Origin of the sequence: Candidatus Methanomassiliicoccus intestinalis Issoire-Mx1 (genome assembly GCF_000404225.1) — an archaeon.
Lineage (GTDB): Archaea > Thermoplasmatota > Thermoplasmata > Methanomassiliicoccales > Methanomassiliicoccaceae > Methanomassiliicoccus_A > Methanomassiliicoccus_A intestinalis.
Map to the genome: position 1 here is coordinate 1,306,510 of NC_021353.1, position 20,666 is coordinate 1,327,175.

Annotated in this window: 19 protein-coding genes and 1 tRNA gene; 12 read left to right on the forward strand and 8 right to left on the reverse strand. The window is 40.8% G+C overall.

The features are described from left to right. Nucleotides 1–70 precede the first annotated feature (70 nt). Nucleotides 71–598 (forward strand): DUF2085 domain-containing protein, encoded by a 528-nt coding sequence (locus H729_RS06175; protein ID WP_020449149.1) that lies wholly within the window; start codon nucleotides 71–73, stop codon nucleotides 596–598. 88 nt (nucleotides 599–686) lie between these two features. On the opposite strand, the gene ileS is transcribed toward H729_RS06175, so the two are convergent. The 3 genes from ileS to H729_RS06190 form a co-directional block, all read right to left on the reverse strand. Then, nucleotides 687–3,830 (reverse strand): isoleucine--tRNA ligase, encoded by a 3,144-nt coding sequence (gene ileS / locus H729_RS06180; RefSeq protein WP_020449150.1) that lies wholly within the window; start codon nucleotides 3,828–3,830, stop codon nucleotides 687–689. Nucleotides 3,831–3,973: 143 nt separating this feature from the next. Next, nucleotides 3,974–5,026, reverse strand: coding sequence for a flap endonuclease-1 (gene fen / locus H729_RS06185; protein ID WP_020449151.1), 1,053 nt, complete (start codon nucleotides 5,024–5,026; stop codon nucleotides 3,974–3,976). A 91-nt stretch (nucleotides 5,027–5,117) separates the two neighbouring features. After that, the gene (locus H729_RS06190; RefSeq protein ID WP_020449152.1) at nucleotides 5,118–5,303 is read right to left on the reverse strand and encodes a hypothetical protein; all 186 of its coding nucleotides are present in this window, start codon (nucleotides 5,301–5,303) and stop codon (nucleotides 5,118–5,120) included. 325 nt (nucleotides 5,304–5,628) lie between these two features. Here H729_RS06190 and H729_RS06195 point away from each other — a divergent pair, with 325 nt between their 5' ends. The 6 genes from H729_RS06195 (at nucleotide 5,629) to H729_RS06220 (ending at nucleotide 10,189) form a co-directional block, all read left to right on the forward strand. Continuing rightward, on the forward strand, nucleotides 5,629–6,141 hold the full coding sequence (locus H729_RS06195) for a nitroreductase family protein (protein ID WP_020449153.1): 513 nt from the start codon (nucleotides 5,629–5,631) through the stop codon (nucleotides 6,139–6,141). 22 nt (nucleotides 6,142–6,163) lie between these two features. Further along, on the forward strand, nucleotides 6,164–6,637 hold the full coding sequence (locus H729_RS06200) for a flavodoxin (protein ID WP_020449154.1): 474 nt from the start codon (nucleotides 6,164–6,166) through the stop codon (nucleotides 6,635–6,637). Nucleotides 6,638–7,029: 392 nt separating this feature from the next. Continuing rightward, nucleotides 7,030–7,992 carry an ABC transporter substrate-binding protein gene (locus H729_RS06205; RefSeq protein WP_020449155.1) on the forward strand — a complete coding sequence of 321 codons (963 nt, stop codon included), beginning with the start codon at nucleotides 7,030–7,032 and terminating at the stop codon, nucleotides 7,990–7,992. Between the two features lie 9 nt (nucleotides 7,993–8,001). Next, on the forward strand, nucleotides 8,002–9,045 hold the full coding sequence (locus tag H729_RS06210) for a FecCD family ABC transporter permease (protein ID WP_020449156.1): 1,044 nt from the start codon (nucleotides 8,002–8,004) through the stop codon (nucleotides 9,043–9,045). 1 nt (nucleotide 9,046) lies between these two features. Next, nucleotides 9,047–9,838, forward strand: a complete 792-nt coding sequence (locus tag H729_RS06215; protein ID WP_020449157.1) for an ABC transporter ATP-binding protein — start codon at nucleotides 9,047–9,049, stop codon at nucleotides 9,836–9,838. Nucleotides 9,839–9,967: 129 nt separating this feature from the next. Further along, a complete protein-coding gene (locus tag H729_RS06220) occupies nucleotides 9,968–10,189 on the forward strand; it encodes a hypothetical protein (protein WP_020449158.1) in 222 nt (73 codons plus the stop codon). Nucleotides 10,190–10,250: 61 nt separating this feature from the next. Here H729_RS06220 and H729_RS06225 read toward each other — a convergent pair whose 3' ends face one another. The 3 genes from H729_RS06225 to H729_RS06230 form a co-directional block, all read right to left on the reverse strand. Then, complete coding sequence (locus tag H729_RS06225; RefSeq protein WP_147554404.1) at nucleotides 10,251–10,640, reverse strand: hypothetical protein; 390 nt, start codon at nucleotides 10,638–10,640, stop codon at nucleotides 10,251–10,253. Nucleotides 10,641–10,662: 22 nt separating this feature from the next. Beyond that, the gene (locus tag H729_RS10015; protein WP_172618677.1) at nucleotides 10,663–10,806 is read right to left on the reverse strand and encodes a hypothetical protein; all 144 of its coding nucleotides are present in this window, start codon (nucleotides 10,804–10,806) and stop codon (nucleotides 10,663–10,665) included. Nucleotides 10,807–11,269: 463 nt separating this feature from the next. Continuing rightward, nucleotides 11,270–11,345: transfer RNA gene (locus H729_RS06230), tRNA-Asp, on the reverse strand. 433 nt (nucleotides 11,346–11,778) lie between these two features. On the opposite strand from H729_RS06230, the gene H729_RS06235 reads away from it, so the two are divergent. Together H729_RS06235 and H729_RS06240 are read left to right on the forward strand one after the other, a co-directional pair. Continuing rightward, on the forward strand, nucleotides 11,779–13,221 hold the full coding sequence (locus H729_RS06235) for an MFS transporter (RefSeq protein WP_020449160.1): 1,443 nt from the start codon (nucleotides 11,779–11,781) through the stop codon (nucleotides 13,219–13,221). A 71-nt stretch (nucleotides 13,222–13,292) separates the two neighbouring features. Beyond that, nucleotides 13,293–14,102, forward strand: a complete 810-nt coding sequence (locus H729_RS06240; RefSeq protein ID WP_020449161.1) for a CBS domain-containing ParB/RepB/Spo0J family partition protein — start codon at nucleotides 13,293–13,295, stop codon at nucleotides 14,100–14,102. A 15-nt stretch (nucleotides 14,103–14,117) separates the two neighbouring features. On the opposite strand, the gene ppsA is transcribed toward H729_RS06240, so the two are convergent. After that, nucleotides 14,118–16,427, reverse strand: coding sequence for a phosphoenolpyruvate synthase (ppsA, locus tag H729_RS06245; protein WP_020449162.1), 2,310 nt, complete (start codon nucleotides 16,425–16,427; stop codon nucleotides 14,118–14,120). A 539-nt stretch (nucleotides 16,428–16,966) separates the two neighbouring features. Between ppsA and lysS the strand changes: the two genes are divergently transcribed. From lysS to H729_RS06260, 3 genes are all read left to right on the forward strand, one after another. After that, nucleotides 16,967–18,511, forward strand: a complete 1,545-nt coding sequence (gene lysS / locus H729_RS06250; protein WP_020449163.1) for a lysine--tRNA ligase — start codon at nucleotides 16,967–16,969, stop codon at nucleotides 18,509–18,511. Nucleotides 18,512–18,586: 75 nt separating this feature from the next. Further along, nucleotides 18,587–19,099 (forward strand): hypothetical protein, encoded by a 513-nt coding sequence (locus tag H729_RS06255; protein WP_020449164.1) that lies wholly within the window; start codon nucleotides 18,587–18,589, stop codon nucleotides 19,097–19,099. Next, nucleotides 19,096–20,298, forward strand: a complete 1,203-nt coding sequence (locus tag H729_RS06260; protein WP_020449165.1) for an MFS transporter — start codon at nucleotides 19,096–19,098, stop codon at nucleotides 20,296–20,298. The genes H729_RS06255 and H729_RS06260 overlap by 4 nt, the downstream gene beginning before the upstream one ends. On the opposite strand, the gene H729_RS06265 is transcribed toward H729_RS06260, so the two are convergent. Continuing rightward, nucleotides 20,275–20,580: a hypothetical protein gene (locus tag H729_RS06265; RefSeq protein WP_020449166.1), complete on the reverse strand. Its 306-nt coding sequence runs from the start codon at nucleotides 20,578–20,580 to the stop codon at nucleotides 20,275–20,277. The two genes, H729_RS06260 and H729_RS06265, sit on opposite strands and share 24 nt — an antisense overlap. Nucleotides 20,581–20,666: the final 86 nt, after the last annotated feature.

The following is a 20,666-nucleotide window of genomic DNA, read 5'->3' on the forward strand; positions in this document are numbered from 1 at the left end:
CGTAACTATCTTTTTCAATTTTTTTTAATAAATGTAATATATAGATAACAAACAATTAGATGGAATGTGTATGAAGGTATCAACACCTGGGAGAATCGCACTAACAGTTGTATCGATCATACTTACATTAATGATAATCATCCCATATATGTATAGTTCTGGATATTTTGTAGATTTGGATGGTTCGATTGGGGTTATTGATCATGCAGAGCTATGGGATGAGATAGATCCAATCTCAAGAGCAATATATTCGATTAGTGATTATTTATGCCATCAGCAGATGAGTAGAAGTTTCATAATTAATGGTTCTGAGATTGCACTTTGCATTAGAGATTTTTCAGTATTGGTAGGAATAGAAATAGGTCTAATTTTAACGGATGACGGACTAAAAATTATTAAAACATACAATACTAAGCTGTTGCTAATCTCATTAGCCCTCTCACTAGCAACATTATTTGAGTGCTTAGTAATTAAAATAAACTTTGTGGATTCTTCCATCATGCGGACCTCATTTAGCATAATTTCAGGAATTGGAGTTGCGATTATAATACAACATTTTGTAAGATACGAGTTTAAATTTCTAAATAATAAGCTGTGAATTACACATGAGTCAAGTAGCGTATTCACTACAGAGACTGATTAAGTATTTACAAAATAATTAGAGGGGATTTTCTCCCCAGTTAAATTTATTTTGAAGGAGTCAAGGCAATGACTACCTTTTCTCCCTCGATGTCCCAATCGACAGAATACTCGCCTGAAGGAGTATCAGAAATAATCAGATCTGTAGATCTGGTTTCTTTCATGATGTGCTCTTTCCATGCCGAGACAGCATCTGCAAGAGACCCGGCATTAATTTCTGCAGAAACGAAACTTTCGACATCAAGTTTCATGTCTTTACGCATCTGCTGAATACGCCTGATCACTTCTCTTGCATATCCTTCCAGTTTAAGATCTTCATCGAGATTGAAGTCAATGTAGAGATCTCCGCGGCTGAACGGCACAGCTATGACATCAGACGGTGGAACATAATTGTAGGAAACCATTTCTTCTGTGATCTTATAGGTTTCACCATCGATTTCAAGCATGTATGCCCCGGCATCAGTACCGGCTTTAATGGCACGTGCGTCTCCTTCCTTTATTGCAGGAATGATCTTTGCAGACGCCTGCTTGTAGGTATGGCCTATCGGTTTAGGTACAGGACTCACAACAAGCAGAAGCTCGTCCCAGTTGTCTGAAGAATATTCGATCTCCTTTACATTAGCCTGAGAAAGCAGAACTTCTTCCATTCTCTTGATTAAACCTTCAACTTCAGGAGCGTTTATTCTGACAACGATTCTGCGCAGAGGCCAGCGGAGCTTGACATTATTTTTCTGTCTTTCCCTTGTAATGTCTTCCACTAACTCCTGCATCAGCTCCATAGAAGCTTCGAGATTGTCATCGATGAGAGACTTGTCAACAGAAGGCCAGTCCACCATGTGTACAGTTTCCTTGCTGCCGTCCATTGCCATGTAAATCTCGTCTGTTATATGAGGGCAGAAAGGAGAGAGCAGTTTCACAACGGTCATCAACGATGAGTATAGAGTATTGTAAGCTGCGAGTTTGTCTTCATCTGCTGATTCACTCCACATCCTGTCTCTGATTAAACGGACATACCATCTTGAAAGATCCCCGAGAATGAAATCTTCCAGAGCACGGCATGCTTTATGAATATCAAGAGACTCAAGATTCTCAGTCACAGTCATTTTGAGTTTTTCTGTCCTGGACATTAGCCAGAGGTCTTCTGGACGCAGTGAGTCTTTAGAAACTTTTTGAGTTTGAGGGTCAAAATTATCTATAGACATGTATGTAGAAGCAAAGCTGGCTACATTCCAGAGGATGTTAAGAGTCTTTCTTGCACTTTTTACACCTTCACGCTGGAAAGATACATCTTCCCAGGGAGATGAAACGCGGAGAAGATAGAAACGAAGAGCATCTGCACCATATTCAGTGATTACATCATGAGGCTCCACTACATTTCCGCGGCTTTTGGACATTGGAAGGCCTTTGGCATCAAGCATCCATCCGTGCATCAGAACTCTGTCGTAAGGAGCCCTGTCGAAAGCTACACATGAAGATCCCAGTTGTGAATAGAACCATCCTCTGGTCTGATCGTGAGCTTCGGTGATGAACTTTGCAGGCCACCATCTGTTAAATTCATCGGTTTTGCGGGGCCATCCCAGAGCAGCCCAGGAAGCAACACCTGCATCAAACCATACATCTAAGACATCAGGAACGCGCTTCATTTTTCCGCCGCATTCGCAGTCAAATGTTACGTTGTCTATCCAAGGACGGTGAAGATCCATTCCCTCTTCGTAACCTTCTGCACCTTTGAGATCATCAGACGAACTGATAACTCTCATTTTACCGCAGGAACACATCCAGACTGGGATTGGAATACCCCAGTATCTCTGACGGGAAATGCACCAGTCACGGGCATTCATCGTCCAGTCATATTCTCTAGAAGATCCTGCCCATTCTGGAACCCAGTCCACTCTGGCAATCTCTTCCAGCATTTTATCTTTAACTTCAGTTATCCTCAGATACCACTGATTTGTGTTACGGTAGATAATAGGAGAACGGCATCTCCAGCAGTGACCATAACGATGCTCGATTTTTCCTGAGAAGAACATCAGACCTTTAGATTCCAAATTTTCAATGAGCAGGGGATTGGCTTCTTTAACTTTCATTCCTGCATAGCGCTCCCCAACCTCTGGAACAAATCTTCCGCTGCCATCTACAGGGCAGAACGGAGGTATGCCGTATTTTTTACCAGTCTCAAAGTCTTCCGGACCATGTCCTGGAGCGATATGCACCAGACCAGTCATGTCTTCTTCTACAGTATCGGATAAGAGAACTTTATGAACCCATTCACCAGAGATTGTTCTCTGAGCATCTATTTCTTCATAAAGGGGAGGAATGTATTCCATACCTTCGATGTCTTCTCCCATGTATGTCTCTAAAATTTCATATCCAGTCCATCCCCCGACTGCTCCCACGGATTCGATGAGGGATTTCATCATGATTACTGTATCCTCAGCACCTTCTTTTTTAAACCGAACCTTAGCGTATTCATGATCAGGATGGGCTGCAACTCCCATGTTTGCAGGTAATGTCCAAGGAGTTGTTGTCCAGATTAGTAAAGAAACTCCTTTTTCGTTTTTCAGAGGGAACTTTACATAGATTGAAGGATCTGTTTCATCCCCATACTCTATTTCAGCTTCTGCAAGAGCAGTTTCACACCGCGGACACCATGAGATAACCCTGTTGTCTGAAGAAAGAAGATTCTTTTCGTGAGCTTTCTTCAAAGTCCACCACGCAGCCTCAATATATTCAGGGGCAAGGGTGCGGTAAGGCCTGTCCCAGTCCATCCAAATACCTAATTCTTTGAACTGGTCGGTCATCATTTCTTGATGAGTCAGGGCAAAATCCTTACATTTTGAAATGAAATTGTCAATACCGAAACTTTCGATTTCTTTTTTGCTTTTGATTCCAATAGACTGCTCGACTTTAACTTCAATGGGCAGCCCATGCATGTCGAACCCAGGCTGATCGCGGACGTTGTATCCGCACATCCTTTTGTAACGAATAATAGAGTCTTTAATCGTTTTATTCCATGCAGTACCGAGATGGATATACCCAGTGGTATATGGAGGACCATCCACGAAGTAATAGTCCTCTCCCTCGGCACGCATCTGCTTGGTTTTCGTATACGTGTCGTTGTCTTTCCAGAGTTTTTGAATCTTCTTCTCAAGCTCTGGAGGGTTGTATTCAGCCTGAACCTGCTTTATCATCGCCTGTTCACTTCCATCGCGGTAATCCTGTTGTTGTTAATTAAGGATGCGGTGTGCCAGAATTACACGTTCAGGCCTGAACAAAAATATCAGCGGATATCTGACGCAGATTATGGTTGAGATCATAAAGAAGAAATGAATGATTAATGCCAATCATCCAAACTCATCTGCGATTTAGTCGGTACCGGTTTTTTATAGTCACCTTTGACTCTCTTTTTATTTTCCAGCTTGTTCAATGAAGACTCTACTCGTTTTCTTGAAAAACCGTGCTCTTCGCACATGAATTCGATGATGCGTCCAAAATCAGGATGTTTCCATTCTAATGAATATTCCTCAGTAATCGCTGTATTGATGAACGCGTCCTGAACCTCATCAAGATTCGGAATGTTTTCCCCTATGGCCTCCAATGCTGCGGATGCTGAACCATACTGTCTGATTAATTTCAATCCCTTTTTGGGGCCGATTCCTCGTATACCTTTATTGTAATCAGTCCCGATAAGAATGCAGAGAGAAATCAGCTGTTCCCTGTTTTCGAGTCCGTTTTCCTTTAAAACCCTCTCAAGGTCCACTTCTTCAATGAAAATGTCCCTATACTCTCTGCCGCCAGGCATTTTGCGCCTACCGGTGATGTTAAGATTACGAACAAGCCTCGGAGCTCCAAACAGCAGTGAGTCAAAGTCCTGAGATGATGCGGCCCAGACATCGCCTTTCATTGCCATGTATGCTGCCTGCGCTTCACCTTCACAGGGAGCCTGGATAATAGGCAGCCCCATATATGTAAGGAGAATTCTGGAACTTTCCACAATCTCATTGCTTATTCTTGTAGATTGAGCAGCTTTGGATCTTGCTTTTTCAATATCGCCTTCGTCAATCGCTCTTTTCCATTCATCATGAGCTTTCGTTCGTCTCTCAAATCGTTCTGCAAGAGTCTGTGCCTTTAATGCACTGGGCAAGCCATCGAAAACATATGCAGGCCGTATACCAGCCTGTAAAAAGTTAATGTTGCGGTATAAAAGTCCTGTAAGGTGAGATGTTACTCTTCCATTCTCATCTTTAAGAGGTGTTCCATCCCTGCCTCGGATTATACTTAAAAATTGATAGATTGAGTTGTATGCATCAATTGCAAGTGTTCTGTCGGAGAGGCCAGAAAGTTCCATCTTTTCCGAAGGAACGATATCAGAGATGTTTACTCCCATATCTTACAGTTAAGCGCATAAATAATATAAGCCATTCGTAAAGGTTTAAAAAGTAAATGGGACTTGTAAGTCCCAAATTGTATTAAAATGATCATTCTTCGTTTTCAGAAAACCTTGGAAGGTAAAAGATAAGAAATATTGCACCAATCCAAACAATGAAAAACACTACGGAACAAATACCAGTTCCTGTGAATATGGACACCAGTAATAGTATAAGCGGGACTATAAAGGCCACCAGCAAGAGGAACCATTTAGTTCCGGCAAACTCGAATTTCATAGCATGCCCCAATACACAGATGATTAAAAACTTTGTGAATCGAATCGTATGAATCGATCAAAAGATTTCTTGTAAAAACGACTGTTCCGTTGATGATTCTTGTATATTGTTTGGATTATGTATCTTTCAGTAATACCTCTGCATTACAGCCATAGATGGATATGCAGTTGGCGTGAGCCCTATGCAGATCGCTTAAATAAACAAGTTTACAGATAATTTGTATACTTGAATTCGCGTATATATTGAACTGGTTACTCATGAGACTAATCTCATGAAATAAGCCTAAAGGCTCAGAGAACCTTGTATAACCAGAGGGAGAGAGTAAATGGAATTTTTTGAAGTAGTAAAGGAGCGTTATTCCTGTAAAAAGTTTGACGGCCGTCCAGTAGAGCAATCTCAATTGGATGCAATTCTTGAAGCTGGAAGACTTGCTCCGACCGCAAAGAACCTGCAGGAGCAGCGTGTCTATGTAGTGCAGTCTGAAAATGGTCTTGCAAAGATCGACAAGATAACGCCCTGCCGATACGGTGCGGCGACGGTGATCGCTGTAGCGTTTAACCGCGACAACGTTTTTACATATCCAGGTGAAAAACGTGATTCGGGAATAGAAGACGCTACCATTGTGGCAACGCACATGGTATTGGCAGCTAAAGCTGCAGGTGTAGACAGCTGCTGGATCAATTTCTTTGACCCGGAAATAGCAGCAAAGGAACTTAACCTACCAGAAAATGAAGAAGTTCTCATGTTGCTGGATCTCGGCTATCCGGTAGAAGGTACAAAACCTCTCGCAACCCATAACCAGCGCAAGGAAATTTCTGAGACAGTTACTTACATGTAACCAATGAAATGGAGGGAAAAACATGAGCAAAACATTGATTGCGTTTTTTTCTGCTAGCGGTGTAACCGCAAAGCTGGCAAAGACTCTGGCCGATTCAATCGGCGCAGATCTGCATGAGATCAAACCTGCCCAGCCATACAGCAGCGAGGATCTGGACTGGACGAATAAGAAAAGCCGCAGCAGCATAGAAATGAATGATAAATCCTTCAGGCCTGCCATCGACAATAAGGTAGATGATATAGAGCAGTATGACCGCATATTCATCGGTTTTCCCATCTGGTGGTATGTAGCTCCAACAATCATCAATACATTTCTGGAGCAGTATGATTTGACAGGTAAGAAAATTATTCCGTTTGCAACTTCAGGTTCTAGCGACATGGGCAAAACCAACGCTGGATTACAAAGTTCATGCAAGGGTGCTACATTGTGTGAAGGAAAGCGGTTTGACGCTGGAGCAAAAGCTGCAGAACTGAAATCCTGGGCTGAGAAATTCTAAAGAGAATCAGCAAACAGCATGTACACTGTGACCTGATATACTGCAGCGCAGAATATAAAATGACTCAGGGGAAAGTTCCTGACTATCTTCAAACAACAATAGAAAGGAAATCAAACCTGAGTCATCATCAATATCTCATTCAAAATGATGCATTGTGAAAATCAAGATTTTCATATATATCCTTTCAAACAATTCTTTTACTTAGAAATCTGATGACAGATCAGCAAAAAATATTGTCTGGATTCACATAAGATGTGTTTAAATAATTATCCAGATCCAGACCAGCATAGCTGTACTCAGGTAGGAAAAAACTCAAGTTTGAACGTTTTCATCTAAAGAAAGTATTAAAATGACTGTTGTGATACAGCCTTACCTTGTGACGAGGGGATATTATGAAGAGTAAAGTATATGCTATAATCGCAGTCGCTGTGATCTTAATTGCAGCGGTTGCAACATACTCAATAGTCTTCGCAGGAGACAGTTCTGATAAGAACGATAACCCCGGTGAAGAAGTTCCCAGTGAAGAAGCTTTTTCAATAGTTGACTATAGAGGAAATACTATTTCTTTTGATGCTCCAGCAGAAAGAATAGTCTCGCTGGGATCTGCTTTTACAGATGTCATATCCTGGTTGAATTGTGAGGATAAGATCGTTGGATTAGATGGTACCAGCTATAAAAATCTTGAAAATGCAAAGGAATTAAACATTGTTGATTTAGGAGCTGTAAGTTCTATAAATCTTGAAAGCCTGAAAACAATCAACCCAGACTGCATATTTATTTGGTCTTTTCCATCATATGTTGCGACTGATGGAATAATTACAAATCTTGAAAACAACGGCTTCAAAGTAGTAGCTCTCTATCCAAGCAGTGTAGATTCAACCATGCAGTCCATCTCTACAATTTCTAAGATAATTGGAAGCGATGAGGCTATTGAAAAGTCTGCTGATCTTCAAAACAGAATTGATGCCATTTCTGCTAAGGTGGCTAATATACCGGAAGATGAACGTGTGAAAGTATATCTTCAGCTTCAAAGCGGCAACACTGTGGGAAAAGATTCCATATCCAATGAATTAATCACACTGGCAGGTGGAATTAATATTTATGGAGAAGTTACGACCTCTAAAAATCCAACACCTAACGCAGAGTATATTGCCACTCAAAATCCTGATGTAATTCTACTGGAAGCAGGAAGTGCGCAGACTGAAACCGTAGATTCTATTTCTGCCAAGTTACCAACTACAAACGCTGTTCAGGATGGCAGAGTACACATCATATCTGCAAATACTATGACCGCTTCTCCCAATCTAATCATTGCATTGGAAGAAATGGTTTCATTCTTTTATCCAGATCTATGAGGCTGGATAATGAGTGAATTAGATATCGCCGAGATACAAAAGACTAACAAAAAACGATGGTTAGTCTACATAGCTGTACTCGCGATTCTTCTCTTTTTTTCAAGCGTTGTTGCACTAAGAGCTGGATATGCAAATCTTTCATTGACTGATGTTATCAAGATTCTATTCCTTGGCGACGGAAATGATACAGAACGATGGATCGTGATAGATTATCGTCTTCCTCGCATTGTTTTAGCTGCCATCGTAGGAGCTGCACTGGCATTGGCCGGGGCTGCAATGCAGGGCATATTCAGAAATTCCATGGCATCTCCATCTGTACTTGGTATCTCCAACGGAGCAGCTTTTGGTGCTTCATTATCCATGGTATTTGGCATTTCAATAATCAGTGGACAATTTTCAACATCTGCCATGGCTTTTATTTTTGCATTCATTTCGTTATTACTGGTTTACTCAATATCCAGAACACGCAATGGGTATGTTCCTGTAGAGACGTTATTACTTGCTGGTATAGCTGTGGGTGCTTTATTTAGTGCACTCATCTCAGCCATGCAGTATTTTGCAGGGGATCAACTTTCTGGAATAGTGTTCTGGCTGATGGGCAGTCTCAATTCATCATCCTGGAGTAAAGTTTCAATTGCATTCCTGCCCATCTTAATTGGTTCAGTTCTCATCCTGGGGTTATCACGTGAACTGAATGCTATGACGGTAGGCGAAGAACAAGCCAGTAACCTGGGTATAAATGTCAATAGATCCCGATTACTGCTACTATTGGCAGCATCCCTCATAACTGCCATGGCTGTTTCTATGACAGGAACCATTGGATTTGTAGGTCTGATTGTACCTCATATCATGAGAATGTTTGTAGGGCCAGATCACCGCATTTTACTTCCTGCATCAATATTGGGAGGCGCCATATTCTTAATTTTAGCCGATACTGTGGCTAGAATAATTATCAGCCCTGCAGAAATGCCAGTAGGAATAATAACTTCTGCAATCGGAGCTCCGTTCTTTATATATTTACTGATATCTCGTAAAAAATCCATGGGGTGGTAAATTGAAACTATCAGTTCAAGGAATTGCGTTTGAATATGGTAGTTCTCAGGTTTTATCTGATGTCTCAATGGACATTTCTGAGGGAGAAATTGTAGGCATCCTTGGACCTAATGGATCTGGAAAAACCACACTGCTTAGATGCATAAACAAAGCGCTTTCTCCTAAATCCGGATCGATTTTGATCGGAGATAAAGATGTGAATGAGATGTCACGCAAAGAAATTGCGCTCAAGGTAGGCGTGGTCCCTCAGAGTGTAAACATGGGCTCACAATTTTCTGCATTGGATATCGTGATGATGGGGCGCATTCCAGCTTTAGAACGCTTTGAAAGCGAATCTGATTCAGATATTAACATAGTAAAGCATGCGATGGAGATGACAAATGTCACCCATCTCGCAAAACGCAGTATGGATAGTTTGAGCGGAGGAGAACGTCAACGTGTAATAATCGCAAGAGCCCTTGCTCAGATGCCTAAAATATTATTATTGGATGAACCGACACTTCACCTTGATGTAAATCATCAATTAGAGATTCTAGAAATGATTTATTCTCTATCAAGATCTGAAAATCTTACAGTAGTGATGGTCACACATGATCTTTCATTAGCTGCCAGATACTGTGATAAACTGATTCTCATGAAAAAAGGAAAAATACAATCATCCGGTCCGCCAGAGATATCGCTTACATCAAAATCCATGAGAGATGTATTTTCGATTGAAGCAGAACTTTATTTTGATGAAAGAATTCAAAAGTACAATGTTTCAATGATGTCTTCACTAAAAGAGGATATTTGAATATATCAAATCTTGAATAAACTTCAGTAACTAAAATTTATTGTTACATATGATGTTATGCATTAATCCCTATTGCCAAATCATTAATTTACAAATATGTAATGATTAATAAAATAAGTAGTAAATAACATGCAGGCACAGATTGTTTCTCAGAAAAATTCAGTAAAAGACGGACCTACTAAGACAATCATAAAAGAATGTAAAGATGCTCACAATACGGTGAGAATAACCACCAGGGGATTTGCCTTAGATGCGATTAACATATATGATTCATTAGATGTAAATTTCAACAAAGACACGAAGCGTATCGCCGATGTTAAAAATAGATCAAAGTGGATCAAAGGGCTTTGAAGATGAGTGTTTTCTGCACGTCAAATGAAGGCAGAAAACGAGACTAAAAAGAGAGAGCGTTTTATTCTGCAGGTTTGTGTCTCCAACTGCTGCCTAATTTAGCACGATCTAATAATATGAGTTCTACTCCGATAGCTATCAATATCTCATATGCTATGATATTTAACCAGGTTTCGTGTGAATATGTCACACCAATAATTATTGTAGCGGTAATAACTGAGATGATAGAGATCATGCTAGCTTTGCCAATGCAGGTTTGAAAGAACTCATACCATTTCATATCTCCATATGCTAAGATAAACAATATTACTACATTACCAATCAACACAACATGTGAAAATTCATACACAGTCACATCTCCATCATTTACATATGTGAGGTGAAGGTGGGCTAGAATCAATAACACTGTTGCGATTAATACAGTTGTTGTAATAGCTGGTATTTTTCTCATAGTTTTTATGCCGCCTCTTAGTTTATTGGGAATATACATTTTGTGCTGAAAGCCCTATTACATCTGAAGCATCCTTGGAGTCTCCCGGACCCAGGGCTGCAAAACAACTTACATATGCAAACATCAGTGCAATCAATACACACGATACTTTGTATAAGTTCTTCATGTCTAACTCTTTCCAATTCTTGATCTATTGATAGTCAAAACTAGCGCTGGCTAAGTCAAACAAATCATAGAAAGTCAGCCAAGTTTTGGCTAGGGTATAGTCTAGGGTTAATAAAAATACAGACTATATATATGCTATATATGTATTTTAAAAACGTAAAAAACAATATAAACTCGGTTAAAACCTCACTTGCTTAGTCAATAAGGTATAATTCATAAGCTCTAAAACAATAATGATCACTTTGTACTAAGTACATGTGAACGGGGTGCTGATGCCGGTGGCGCCATCAGAGATCTCCACAACCATCAACGGCAAAAATAAGACGTATGATCTAGCCTCAAACGAGACAGTTAACGTTCTGAAATCTCCATCCTAGCAACAGAGTAAGGGAGTTAAAAAAACAAAGTAATGGAAGACTTAGGTCTTCATCTTATCCTAAAAAGAAGATACGAGCTTTAGTGAATGGCGCCCTGGTCGGGATTTGAACCCGAGTCGAAGCCTCGACAGGGCTTCATGATAGGCCGCTACACTACCAGGGCTTACTTTTCCTCATCAATAAGTAGGTCATATATATTGATTTCTATCTCCAGTCATCTGATTCAGTATCAAAGATGAATTCGATTATACACCATACATCAAATTTTGAGTGCAAAGTAGTATCTTGACACATTTAAGATACGATTTTCGGAAAAATTTGATATGCATATACAATTGAATTGAGAAGTGATTTAAAGTTACTTATACTAGTATCCATTTTTTTGTAATATGTAGTTCGTTGCATTCCTTTTGTAAAACGTAATATTAGGCTCTTGCTAATTTGATTTTACAAACAATTTTAACGCTTATCGCCAAAAGACGTTTGGTGTGGAACATATGCGATTTTAGGATCAGCGTAGGTTATAATTTTATAACTAGATATATTATACTATTGTTTAAATAGTAGATTTTATTTAGCAAAAATGAGAGATTATTATGGGGAAGAGAAAAATTGGTTATGAGTGGATTGTGCTTTCTGTTACTACAATCGGAGCTTTACTTGCTTCGATGCAGTCATCTGCACTTCTTATAGCTCTTCCTGAATTGATGGGTAACCTCAATATAGATTTTCTCACAATAATGTGGGTAATTTTAGCATATATGCTGATGACCACCGTTATGCTGCCGATAGTTGGCAGACTGGCGGACATCTATGGTAGAAAGAAATTATACCTTTCTGGTTTTGCAATATTTACTATTGCTTCATTATTGTGCTGCCTGTCCGTTCCACAATTCAACGGCTGGGATTTAGTTATATACAGGGCAATTCAGGGATTAGGCGGATCGTTACTTCTCGGCAACAGCACTGCACTGGTTGCAGATGCATTTGATTCCCGCAGGCTTGGCTTAGGCCTGGGAATAAATCAAGTGGCCGGAGCAGCAGGTATCATATTGGGCCCCGTTGTAGGCGGAGTACTTGTTGGATACGGGTGGTGGGCAATATTTGCATTCAACGTCCCGATTGGAATAATTGGAACATTATGGGGCATAAAGAGTCTCAGAGAAACTGTAATGAAATCCGCTAATAATTCCTTTGATCTCAAGGGATGCTTGTCTGTATCAGTAGGGCTTACATTTCTACTATTAGGAATTACATTGCTGGCTTTCCCAATGCTGGATATGATCTGGGTATGGCTCATGATAATTATCGGAGCAGTCGCTCTGATTGTATTCATTTACATAGAGCTTAAAGTAGAAAAGCCGATGATTAATCTGAGACTTTTCAAAAATAGATCCTATGCAGTATCAAACTTTACCAACTTTACAACTGGTCTGGCCAGAAGTGCAATTCTGTTTGCATTGATCTGTTTCTTCCAGGGACCATATGGAATGGATCCACTCACCGCAGGTCTGGCTCTAATTCCATATGGCCTGGGATTCATGGCATTGGGTCCCATTGCAGGACGTTTATCAGACAATTACGGAACAAAATACATCGCACTCTCAGGATTGATTCTGATGGCTCTAGGTCTCATATGCCTAACAACCATTGATGAAAAAACCAGTTTTGCACTGCTAGCCGCATACATGCTGATAATTGGTATAGGCTCAGGACTGTTTTCATCACCGAATTCAAGCACAGTCATGAAAGCTGCACCGCCTGAAGAAAGGGGATCAGCAGCCTCGACAAGAATGATGCTGATGAATGCTGGTGGAATGTTCAGCTTTACTATCGCTTTCCCAGTTCTGTTCAACGGCGTTGAAGACTACATGGAACAGATCTTCATTGAAGGCGGCGGCGTTCCGATAGAGATTCTAGGGCCAATTGTGGACAATATACATGAGACATTTCTGATATTCTTCATCGTGGCACTGGTTTCAGTCATAATCGGATTTTTCCAACAAAAAGAGAATGGGTTAGAAACACGAAAAAGGTAGAGCTAATCACTCTACTTTACTTTTTATACCATAATTTGATTGAGACATAGCACACTTCAAGAAGTGATCTTATGGATTCAAAGCTTAAAGTCAGTGACTATATGGTAAGAGATGTCGTCTCCATACCACCAGATTTTACGATTCTAGAAGCAAAAAATAAGATAATCAGTACAGAATTTCATGGACTTCCGGTTTCACAAGATGGGAAGATCTTAGGGTTTGTAACTGCTAAAGAACTTCTGAGAGAAATAGATCATCCTGATAAGAAAGTCAGCGAGATCATTAAAGACGGAACTGTGACAGTATCGCCAGATATGGATATTGATGATGCGTCACGTGTTTTATTTAGGTACGGACTTAGAAATACGCCTGTCGTAGATGAAAGCGGCATGGCTGTCGGAATGATATCCAACATGGACATAATCCGCTCTGCCATCGAGAAAGCGACTCCGAATAAGATCAACATGCTTAAGAATTTTTTATCGCAGCAGCATGATGTTAAGATTGAAGTCAGAAGACGTGTAATCCCAATAGACCAGCTAAGACCCACACAAAAGGAAGTCTATGCTGATGAACTTCGTGGAAGACAGTATGAGATCAAACGAGGTCTTGTAGAACCCCTGATTGTAATTCGTAAAGATGGATACTATGTTCTCGTTGATGGCCATCACAGAGTATTAGCCGCTAAGGAAATGGGTGTTAAGCAGTTCCAGGCTTTCGTTTTAGAACCAGAGCATGACATTGAGCTGGGCATGGAAAAATCAGCCGATGAAATGGGAGTTAAAACGATTGATGACATCAGAATAATAGAAGGTAAAAATCATCCTCTTGTAAAAGTTGCAACCAGACTTTTAACAAATAAAGATGCAGGCTCTGAATGAGCCTGCTTTTATTGTTTATTGGCTCAGCTGCTTTCTGATTGATTCCATAATAATCCTTTTTTCTGCTGCAGCAACATAGTTTATTGTTTTAACAACAGTATCAGGATTAAGTGAGATGGAATCTATTCCAGCACGCACCAGGAACTCACAGAATTCGGGATATACAGACGGGCCCTGTCCACAGATACTGACTGTAACGCCTTTCTTATGAGCCCCGTCAATTATCTGTTTAACAGCTCTCTTCAAAGCCTCGTTCCTTTCATCGAAATATCCCATTTTGCCGAGCACATCTGAGTCTCTGTCAGCACCCATTACAAGCTGAGTCAGATCGTTGGATCCGATTGAGAATGCATCGCAGTGCTCTGCAAATTCTTCAACCATGAATACCACTGCCGGGACTTCTGCCATCAGGTACAGCTTGAAGTCTTTGCTGCGGTAGAGCCCTATTTCATTCATCATCTTCTCGATTTCAACGACTTCATCAATGGTGCGCACAAACGGCAGCATGACCCATATATTTTTGAGACCCATTTCATCACGGGCTTTCTTCACGGCTTTAAGCTCAGCCCTGAATGCTTTGTTATAGCTCTCTGAAACATATCTGGAGCAGCCCCTCCATCCGATCATAGGATTGGATTCTTTAGGTTCATAATCTGCTCCGCCTTTCATGTCATGGTACTCATTGGTTTTGAAATCTGAAGTTCTCAAAACTACAGGTCTTGGGTAGAAAGCTCTTCCTACAGAAGCTATTCCTTCTGCCAGTTTATCTATAAGCTCCTCTTCTCTTCCACCCTCGATCAGTGCACAAGGATGCTCTTGGACATGAGATGTAAATAAGAATTCGCTGCGCATCAAACCTACACCCTGGACAGGCAGCTCAGAATATTCCGAAGCCTTTGTAGGGACGCCTATGTTTACCATGATTTTTGTAGCAGTCACTGGTACGGCAACTGCGACTGCAGTAGCAGCAGCTGAAGTGGATATTACCTCGACAGAGGGTGTTCCTCCTTCATAAACAACTCCCATCTGACCATGAACCGTTACTTCCATTCCGTCTTTGAGGACGCTGGTAGCTTCAGTAGCTCCTACAACGCATGGTATTCCAAGTTCTCTTGCTACAATCGCTGCATGGCAGGTCATACCGCCTTCGTCAGTAACAATGGCAGCTGCTCTAGTCATTGCCGGAACCATATCCGGGGTGGTCATTTGAGTTACTAAAACATCTCCCTTCTTAACCACATCCAAGCTCATGTTCTCGTCATAGATCTTTACCTTGCCGCTGGCATTTCCGGGGCTAGCTCCAAGACCCCTGACAAGAATGGTGCGACCTGATTCTTCAGATTCTTCAACAGTTTCCTGCTGTTTATTTTGTTTTGATAATGTAGTGATCGGCCTTGCCTGAACAACATATATGTGGTCATCTTCTATTGCCCACTCAATATCCATTGGACGGTTGTAGTGCATTTCTATGCGGTTTCCAATGTCTGCAACCCCTTCAATCTGTGAATCGGTCAATTTCTGAGATTTTACTTGGTCAGTTGGAATCTCTTCTCTCAGGCACTCTCCGCTTTCTCCACGGACTAATTTCCATGTCTGAGTGGATATTCTCTTGTTCAGGATATTACGGTGGAATTTATCGACAACGTATGTGTCAGGAGTTACTTTTCCCCCTACTAAGGCTTCGCCGAGTCCATATCCTGCTTCGATAATTATGTGAGGCAATTCTGAATTAGGATCAACAGTAAACATAATACCTGATTTTTCAGAATTGATCATACGCTGGATTACAACAGCCAGTTTAACTTTGTCATGATCGAATTCTTTAGACACTCTGTATGAAATCGCACGCGGAGTGAATAAAGAAGACCAGCATTTTTTAATGCATATTAAAAGAGACGAAGGTTCTGAAACATTCAGATAAGTATCCTGTTGACCTGCAAACGATGCTGTCGGAAGGTCTTCTGCAGTCGCACTTGACCTAACAGCAACAAGAGGGTATTTTCCTTTTCCCAGCTTCTTGTATTCTGCCAGGACTTGTGATTCAAGATTTTTTGGAATCTCTCCAGCTTCAAAAGCATTTCTGATTTTTGCAGATGCTTCCTGAAGCGCTGCGTCTGAATCTACATCAATACCCTCGATTGATTCCGATATGACAGTCTTAAGATTATTGTGCTCTAAAAACTCGTCATAGGATTCTGTTGTCAACACGAACCCAGGAGGTACGTCAAACCCGGCAGCAGTAAGCTCACCTAAATTGGCAGCCTTACCGCCAGCAATCGGAATATCATTTACACCTAGATCCTTGATGCTCATTATCCCTTTCATGATTATCCCCGGAAACTGTTCCACGTTATATTAAATGGAACAACGCTCTGATATAGTCAACGCTAATATATTTTCCCTTCTGTTCTTAGAAAGAAATAGTGCTGACAATACGCTTTTCGCATTTTTTTAAAAATAACAGAATTTAGCTCATCTATTTCACGCGAATATTACAGAAATATTGTTAGATTACGGAGTATTTTTGGTATTGTATTATGAATTGTCCCCCGAGCCTTAACAGATTAGTTCATGGACGGCTTATGCCTCTTCTCCCCACACTGACCCAGGCCGGGGGTTTATTGTCGTTCGCCGGGGTTGTTTCCCATTCATGACCCGATGTCACATCGTTGTTCATGGAAAGACCCAAATTACGGCGATCTGTATACCAACGGTTTGCAAGGAAAATCACGTATCATTTCCGGTTTCCGAAAGCAATTTCATTACAGTAGCATTAGATTTTAACCTTTCGTGTAAAAACAGCATATTGCTAGCTTCCGTAACCATAGTCTTTATATCATTGTTATTGATGGAAGGCCGATATTATGCACTGGGCAGACGTATTGGCCAATACTCTTCTCGAGAAAGGAAATAATCACTTGATTTCTACTGGTATAACACCTTCTGGTACACTTCATGTAGGTACTTTGCGCGAGTCAATAACAGCCGAATCGGTACGCAAATCATTAGAAAAACAAGGTGCCGATGTAAAAATGATATACCTTGTGGATTCCTGGGATCCGCTGAGAAAAAGATATCCGTTTCTTCCTGAAAGCTTTGAAGCTGAAGTAGGAAAGCCATTGGCTTACATACCCTGCCCCTGCGGAGAGCATGAGAACTATGCTCAGCATTATATCCAACCATTTTTAGATTCCATTAAAGAGCTGGGCATTCACTGTGATGTTCTATGGACTCACGAACAGTACGAACAGGGTAAGTTTGAAAAAGTCATCGATACAGCAATTACAAAGAAAGATCAGATTGCCCAGATTCTTACAGAAGTAAGTGGCCGTGAACTCCCTAAGGATTTCTTCCCTTACTCGCCAAGATGCGAATGCTGCGGCCGTCTCAGCCATACAAAGGTACAGGGATATGAATATCCATATGTTTCATACACATGTGCATGCGGTCATGAAGGAAAAGCAGACATCAGAAAGGGAGATGGGAAGCTTCCTTGGAGAGTGGAATGGGCAGCAAAGTGGAAGGTATTTGGAGTAACCTGTGAACCTTTCGGAAAAGACCATGCCGCTGCCGGCGGATCCTATGATACAGGCGTAAGGCTGGCAAAAGAGATATTCGACATCGATGCACCTTATCCGATTCCATATGAATTCGTACAGCTGAAAGGTAAAGGACAGATGCATAAGTCAACAGGCTCGTCAGTTACTGGTGTAGATGCACTGCATATCACCCCGGCTGCAGTAATGAATTATATTATTCTGAGAGTCAATCCTTCCAGACACATTGATTATGATTCCGGTGCAGGCATACTCGACATGGTTGATGAATACGATCGCGTAGAATACATGTACTATAATCAAGAGTGTGAAGACAGGGACAAAGATCTTCTGAGAGCCTATGAACTTTCACAGCCGGAAGGCCCCAGGGCGACAGCACCTCTTCAAATACCATACAGACACCTTGTTTCATTAGTGCAAATCGCAGACGGCTTCGATGGTGTTATCGCGGTTCTAAAACGCATGAATCTTATCGATGACGATGTAGATCAGGAAGATCTAGACATACTCAGACAAAGAATGGAATGCGTAAAATACTGGCTAAATGGATTTGCACCAGACAACGTTAAATTTGCAGTATGCGACAGCCTGCCTGAATGCGAGATTTCAGAAAACGAAAAAATATTCTTTAAAAAGCTTGCCGAGTCTATTTCCGCAGTAGAGTGGAACGGTGAAAGCATACATGATGCAATATATCAATGTGCAAAGGATACGGAACTAGGTCCCAAAGGATGCTTTCAAGCATTGTACAAAATATTCTGTAATCAGAAGCAGGGGCCTCGTTTAGGTTTCTTCTTCTCCACTATTGAAAAAGATTTTGTCATCAACAGAATTAACGAAGCTAGCAACTAAACCATTTATCAAATCTGCCGGCAAAACTACCTATATGCCGGCAGCAATGCACTTTCATTTAACTCAGGTGAACTTATGAGTCAAGATAATGAAAAATCATCATGCAAATGTGGCTGCGAAGACGAATTCAGTGAAGAAGATCTTACATCACTGGATGAGCTTGCCGAAGAGGTAATATTTGGAAAAAATCAAAACAGAAGCCACGCCATTAAAGACTTATGGTTTGAAGATATGACAAAATATCTCAAAGAATGTGATTCTCCTGAAGAGTCCAAACCTGAGCTTATGTTTTTATCATTGTCAAATGCGCTGCTGGATATGTTCTTCGATATAGTTCCCAGAGAATTTGCAATAGCTTCTGCAAATAACATGAGTCAATTCCTGACAACGCTTCTCATCAATAAAGAATACAACATTGATGTTATGGAAAAGTACATGGAAGATTATAACAAAACCATCGGAGATTCTGAAGATGCTGATGAAATAGAAACATTCGATGAAAACTGGTGGAATGAAAAAAGAGAATATCTTAATGGAAAAACCATGAATGATGCAATTACAGAAATGTCAGAGAAATATGGTCTATGATTGGGTCTAAAAGCTACGGTGCAGTCGCAGCACTGTCAATTGCTGCATTCATGGTAATGACTGGGGTTTCAATAATATCTCCAATCCTGCCAGCGTATGCAGCTAGCTTTGGAATACCTTATGCACTAATTGGCATAATCATATCATCATTTGCTATAGCAAGAACATTTTTAGATATCCCAGCCGGAGTTGTTGCATATAGGCTGGGAATGAAGAAATTCATGGCAATTGGATTGCTGCTGATTGCCGCATCGTCATTCGTTGCCGGCTATGCACCAACATATGAAACACTTCTGGTAGCAAGGATTCTCGAAGGTGCTGGATCGGCAATATATACAACAGTTTCAATGACCCTTGTTGCTGTTGTGTCTCCGCCAGAACGCAGAGGAGCCACTCTCTCATTTTATATGAGCATGATGCTGCTGGGAACAGTCAGCGGTCCAGTAATAGGTGGGTTTATTTCAGAGACCTGGGGAATGTCTGCTCCATTCTACACATACGCAGCATTTGGTCTGATTTCACTGATCATAATAACAGCAGCAGTAAAAGAGACTGGCAAAAGTTCTGTAGCCCATCCAGCAAATATGAATGTTACAAAACTCTTGAAAGATTACAATCTGATGGCCATCTGCTTTGCAGTACTGGTCACATTTCTGATTAGGCAGGGAGTGATTAACACAGTAATTCCACTCTATGCGTACAACAATATCGGCATTGGAGAAATAGATCTTGGAATCGCACTGGGAGTTTTAGCCATCGGCAATACTGTGATGATGCTGATTGTCGGTAAATTATCTGACAGATTTGGAAGAAAAATATTCATGATACTGAGCTTGATCCTTTCAGCAGTAGTGGTCTTAACAATACCTCTGGATAAATCCTTACTGTCTTTAATAATATCAATGGGTGTGTTGGGAATCTGCCTCGGTTTGGCAGGGCCTGTTTCAGCATGGATCACTGATGTTTCAAGACCAGAAGATTTGGGTGGAGCTATGGGCATTCAGCGCACAGTGGGGGATTTAGGATTTATTATCGGTCCGATATTATTGGCTGCCATTGCAGGAGCCTCAGGACAGACCGTATCATCAATGCCGTTTATTGTTGCGGCTCTGATTTCAGTTTTACCGGTAGCTTTCCTGATAAGCGTTAAAGATCCGGTAGCAACAGAAAAAATTTCATTCCGTAAACAGAATGTTTGATCCCCCGTCTTCATAAAAAGCTTCATCAAAGCTATGCATATCTGAAATATGTCCAGACATTAAGTCAGAACCATTAGCTTCGCTTTCTGGAAATGATCGTGCAAACTGATTCACATCACAGAATAAAACTTCCCATTTGGCATCGCCGGTTCTTGAAATCATTTCACTTAGTTTGTTTACACCGGCTGAATAATATTCCATTCCTCGCATCCTATTTTCAAACATCTTCCATTCTACAATTTTTCCATTTAATGTTGTAAATACTGCAACTCTGTCGGTCATATAGCATTCTCCGAGTTTTTCTATCATTTGAGAACGCAATGTATTTTAAAATAATCCTGAAGTTGAAGCAGATTATCTGATAAATA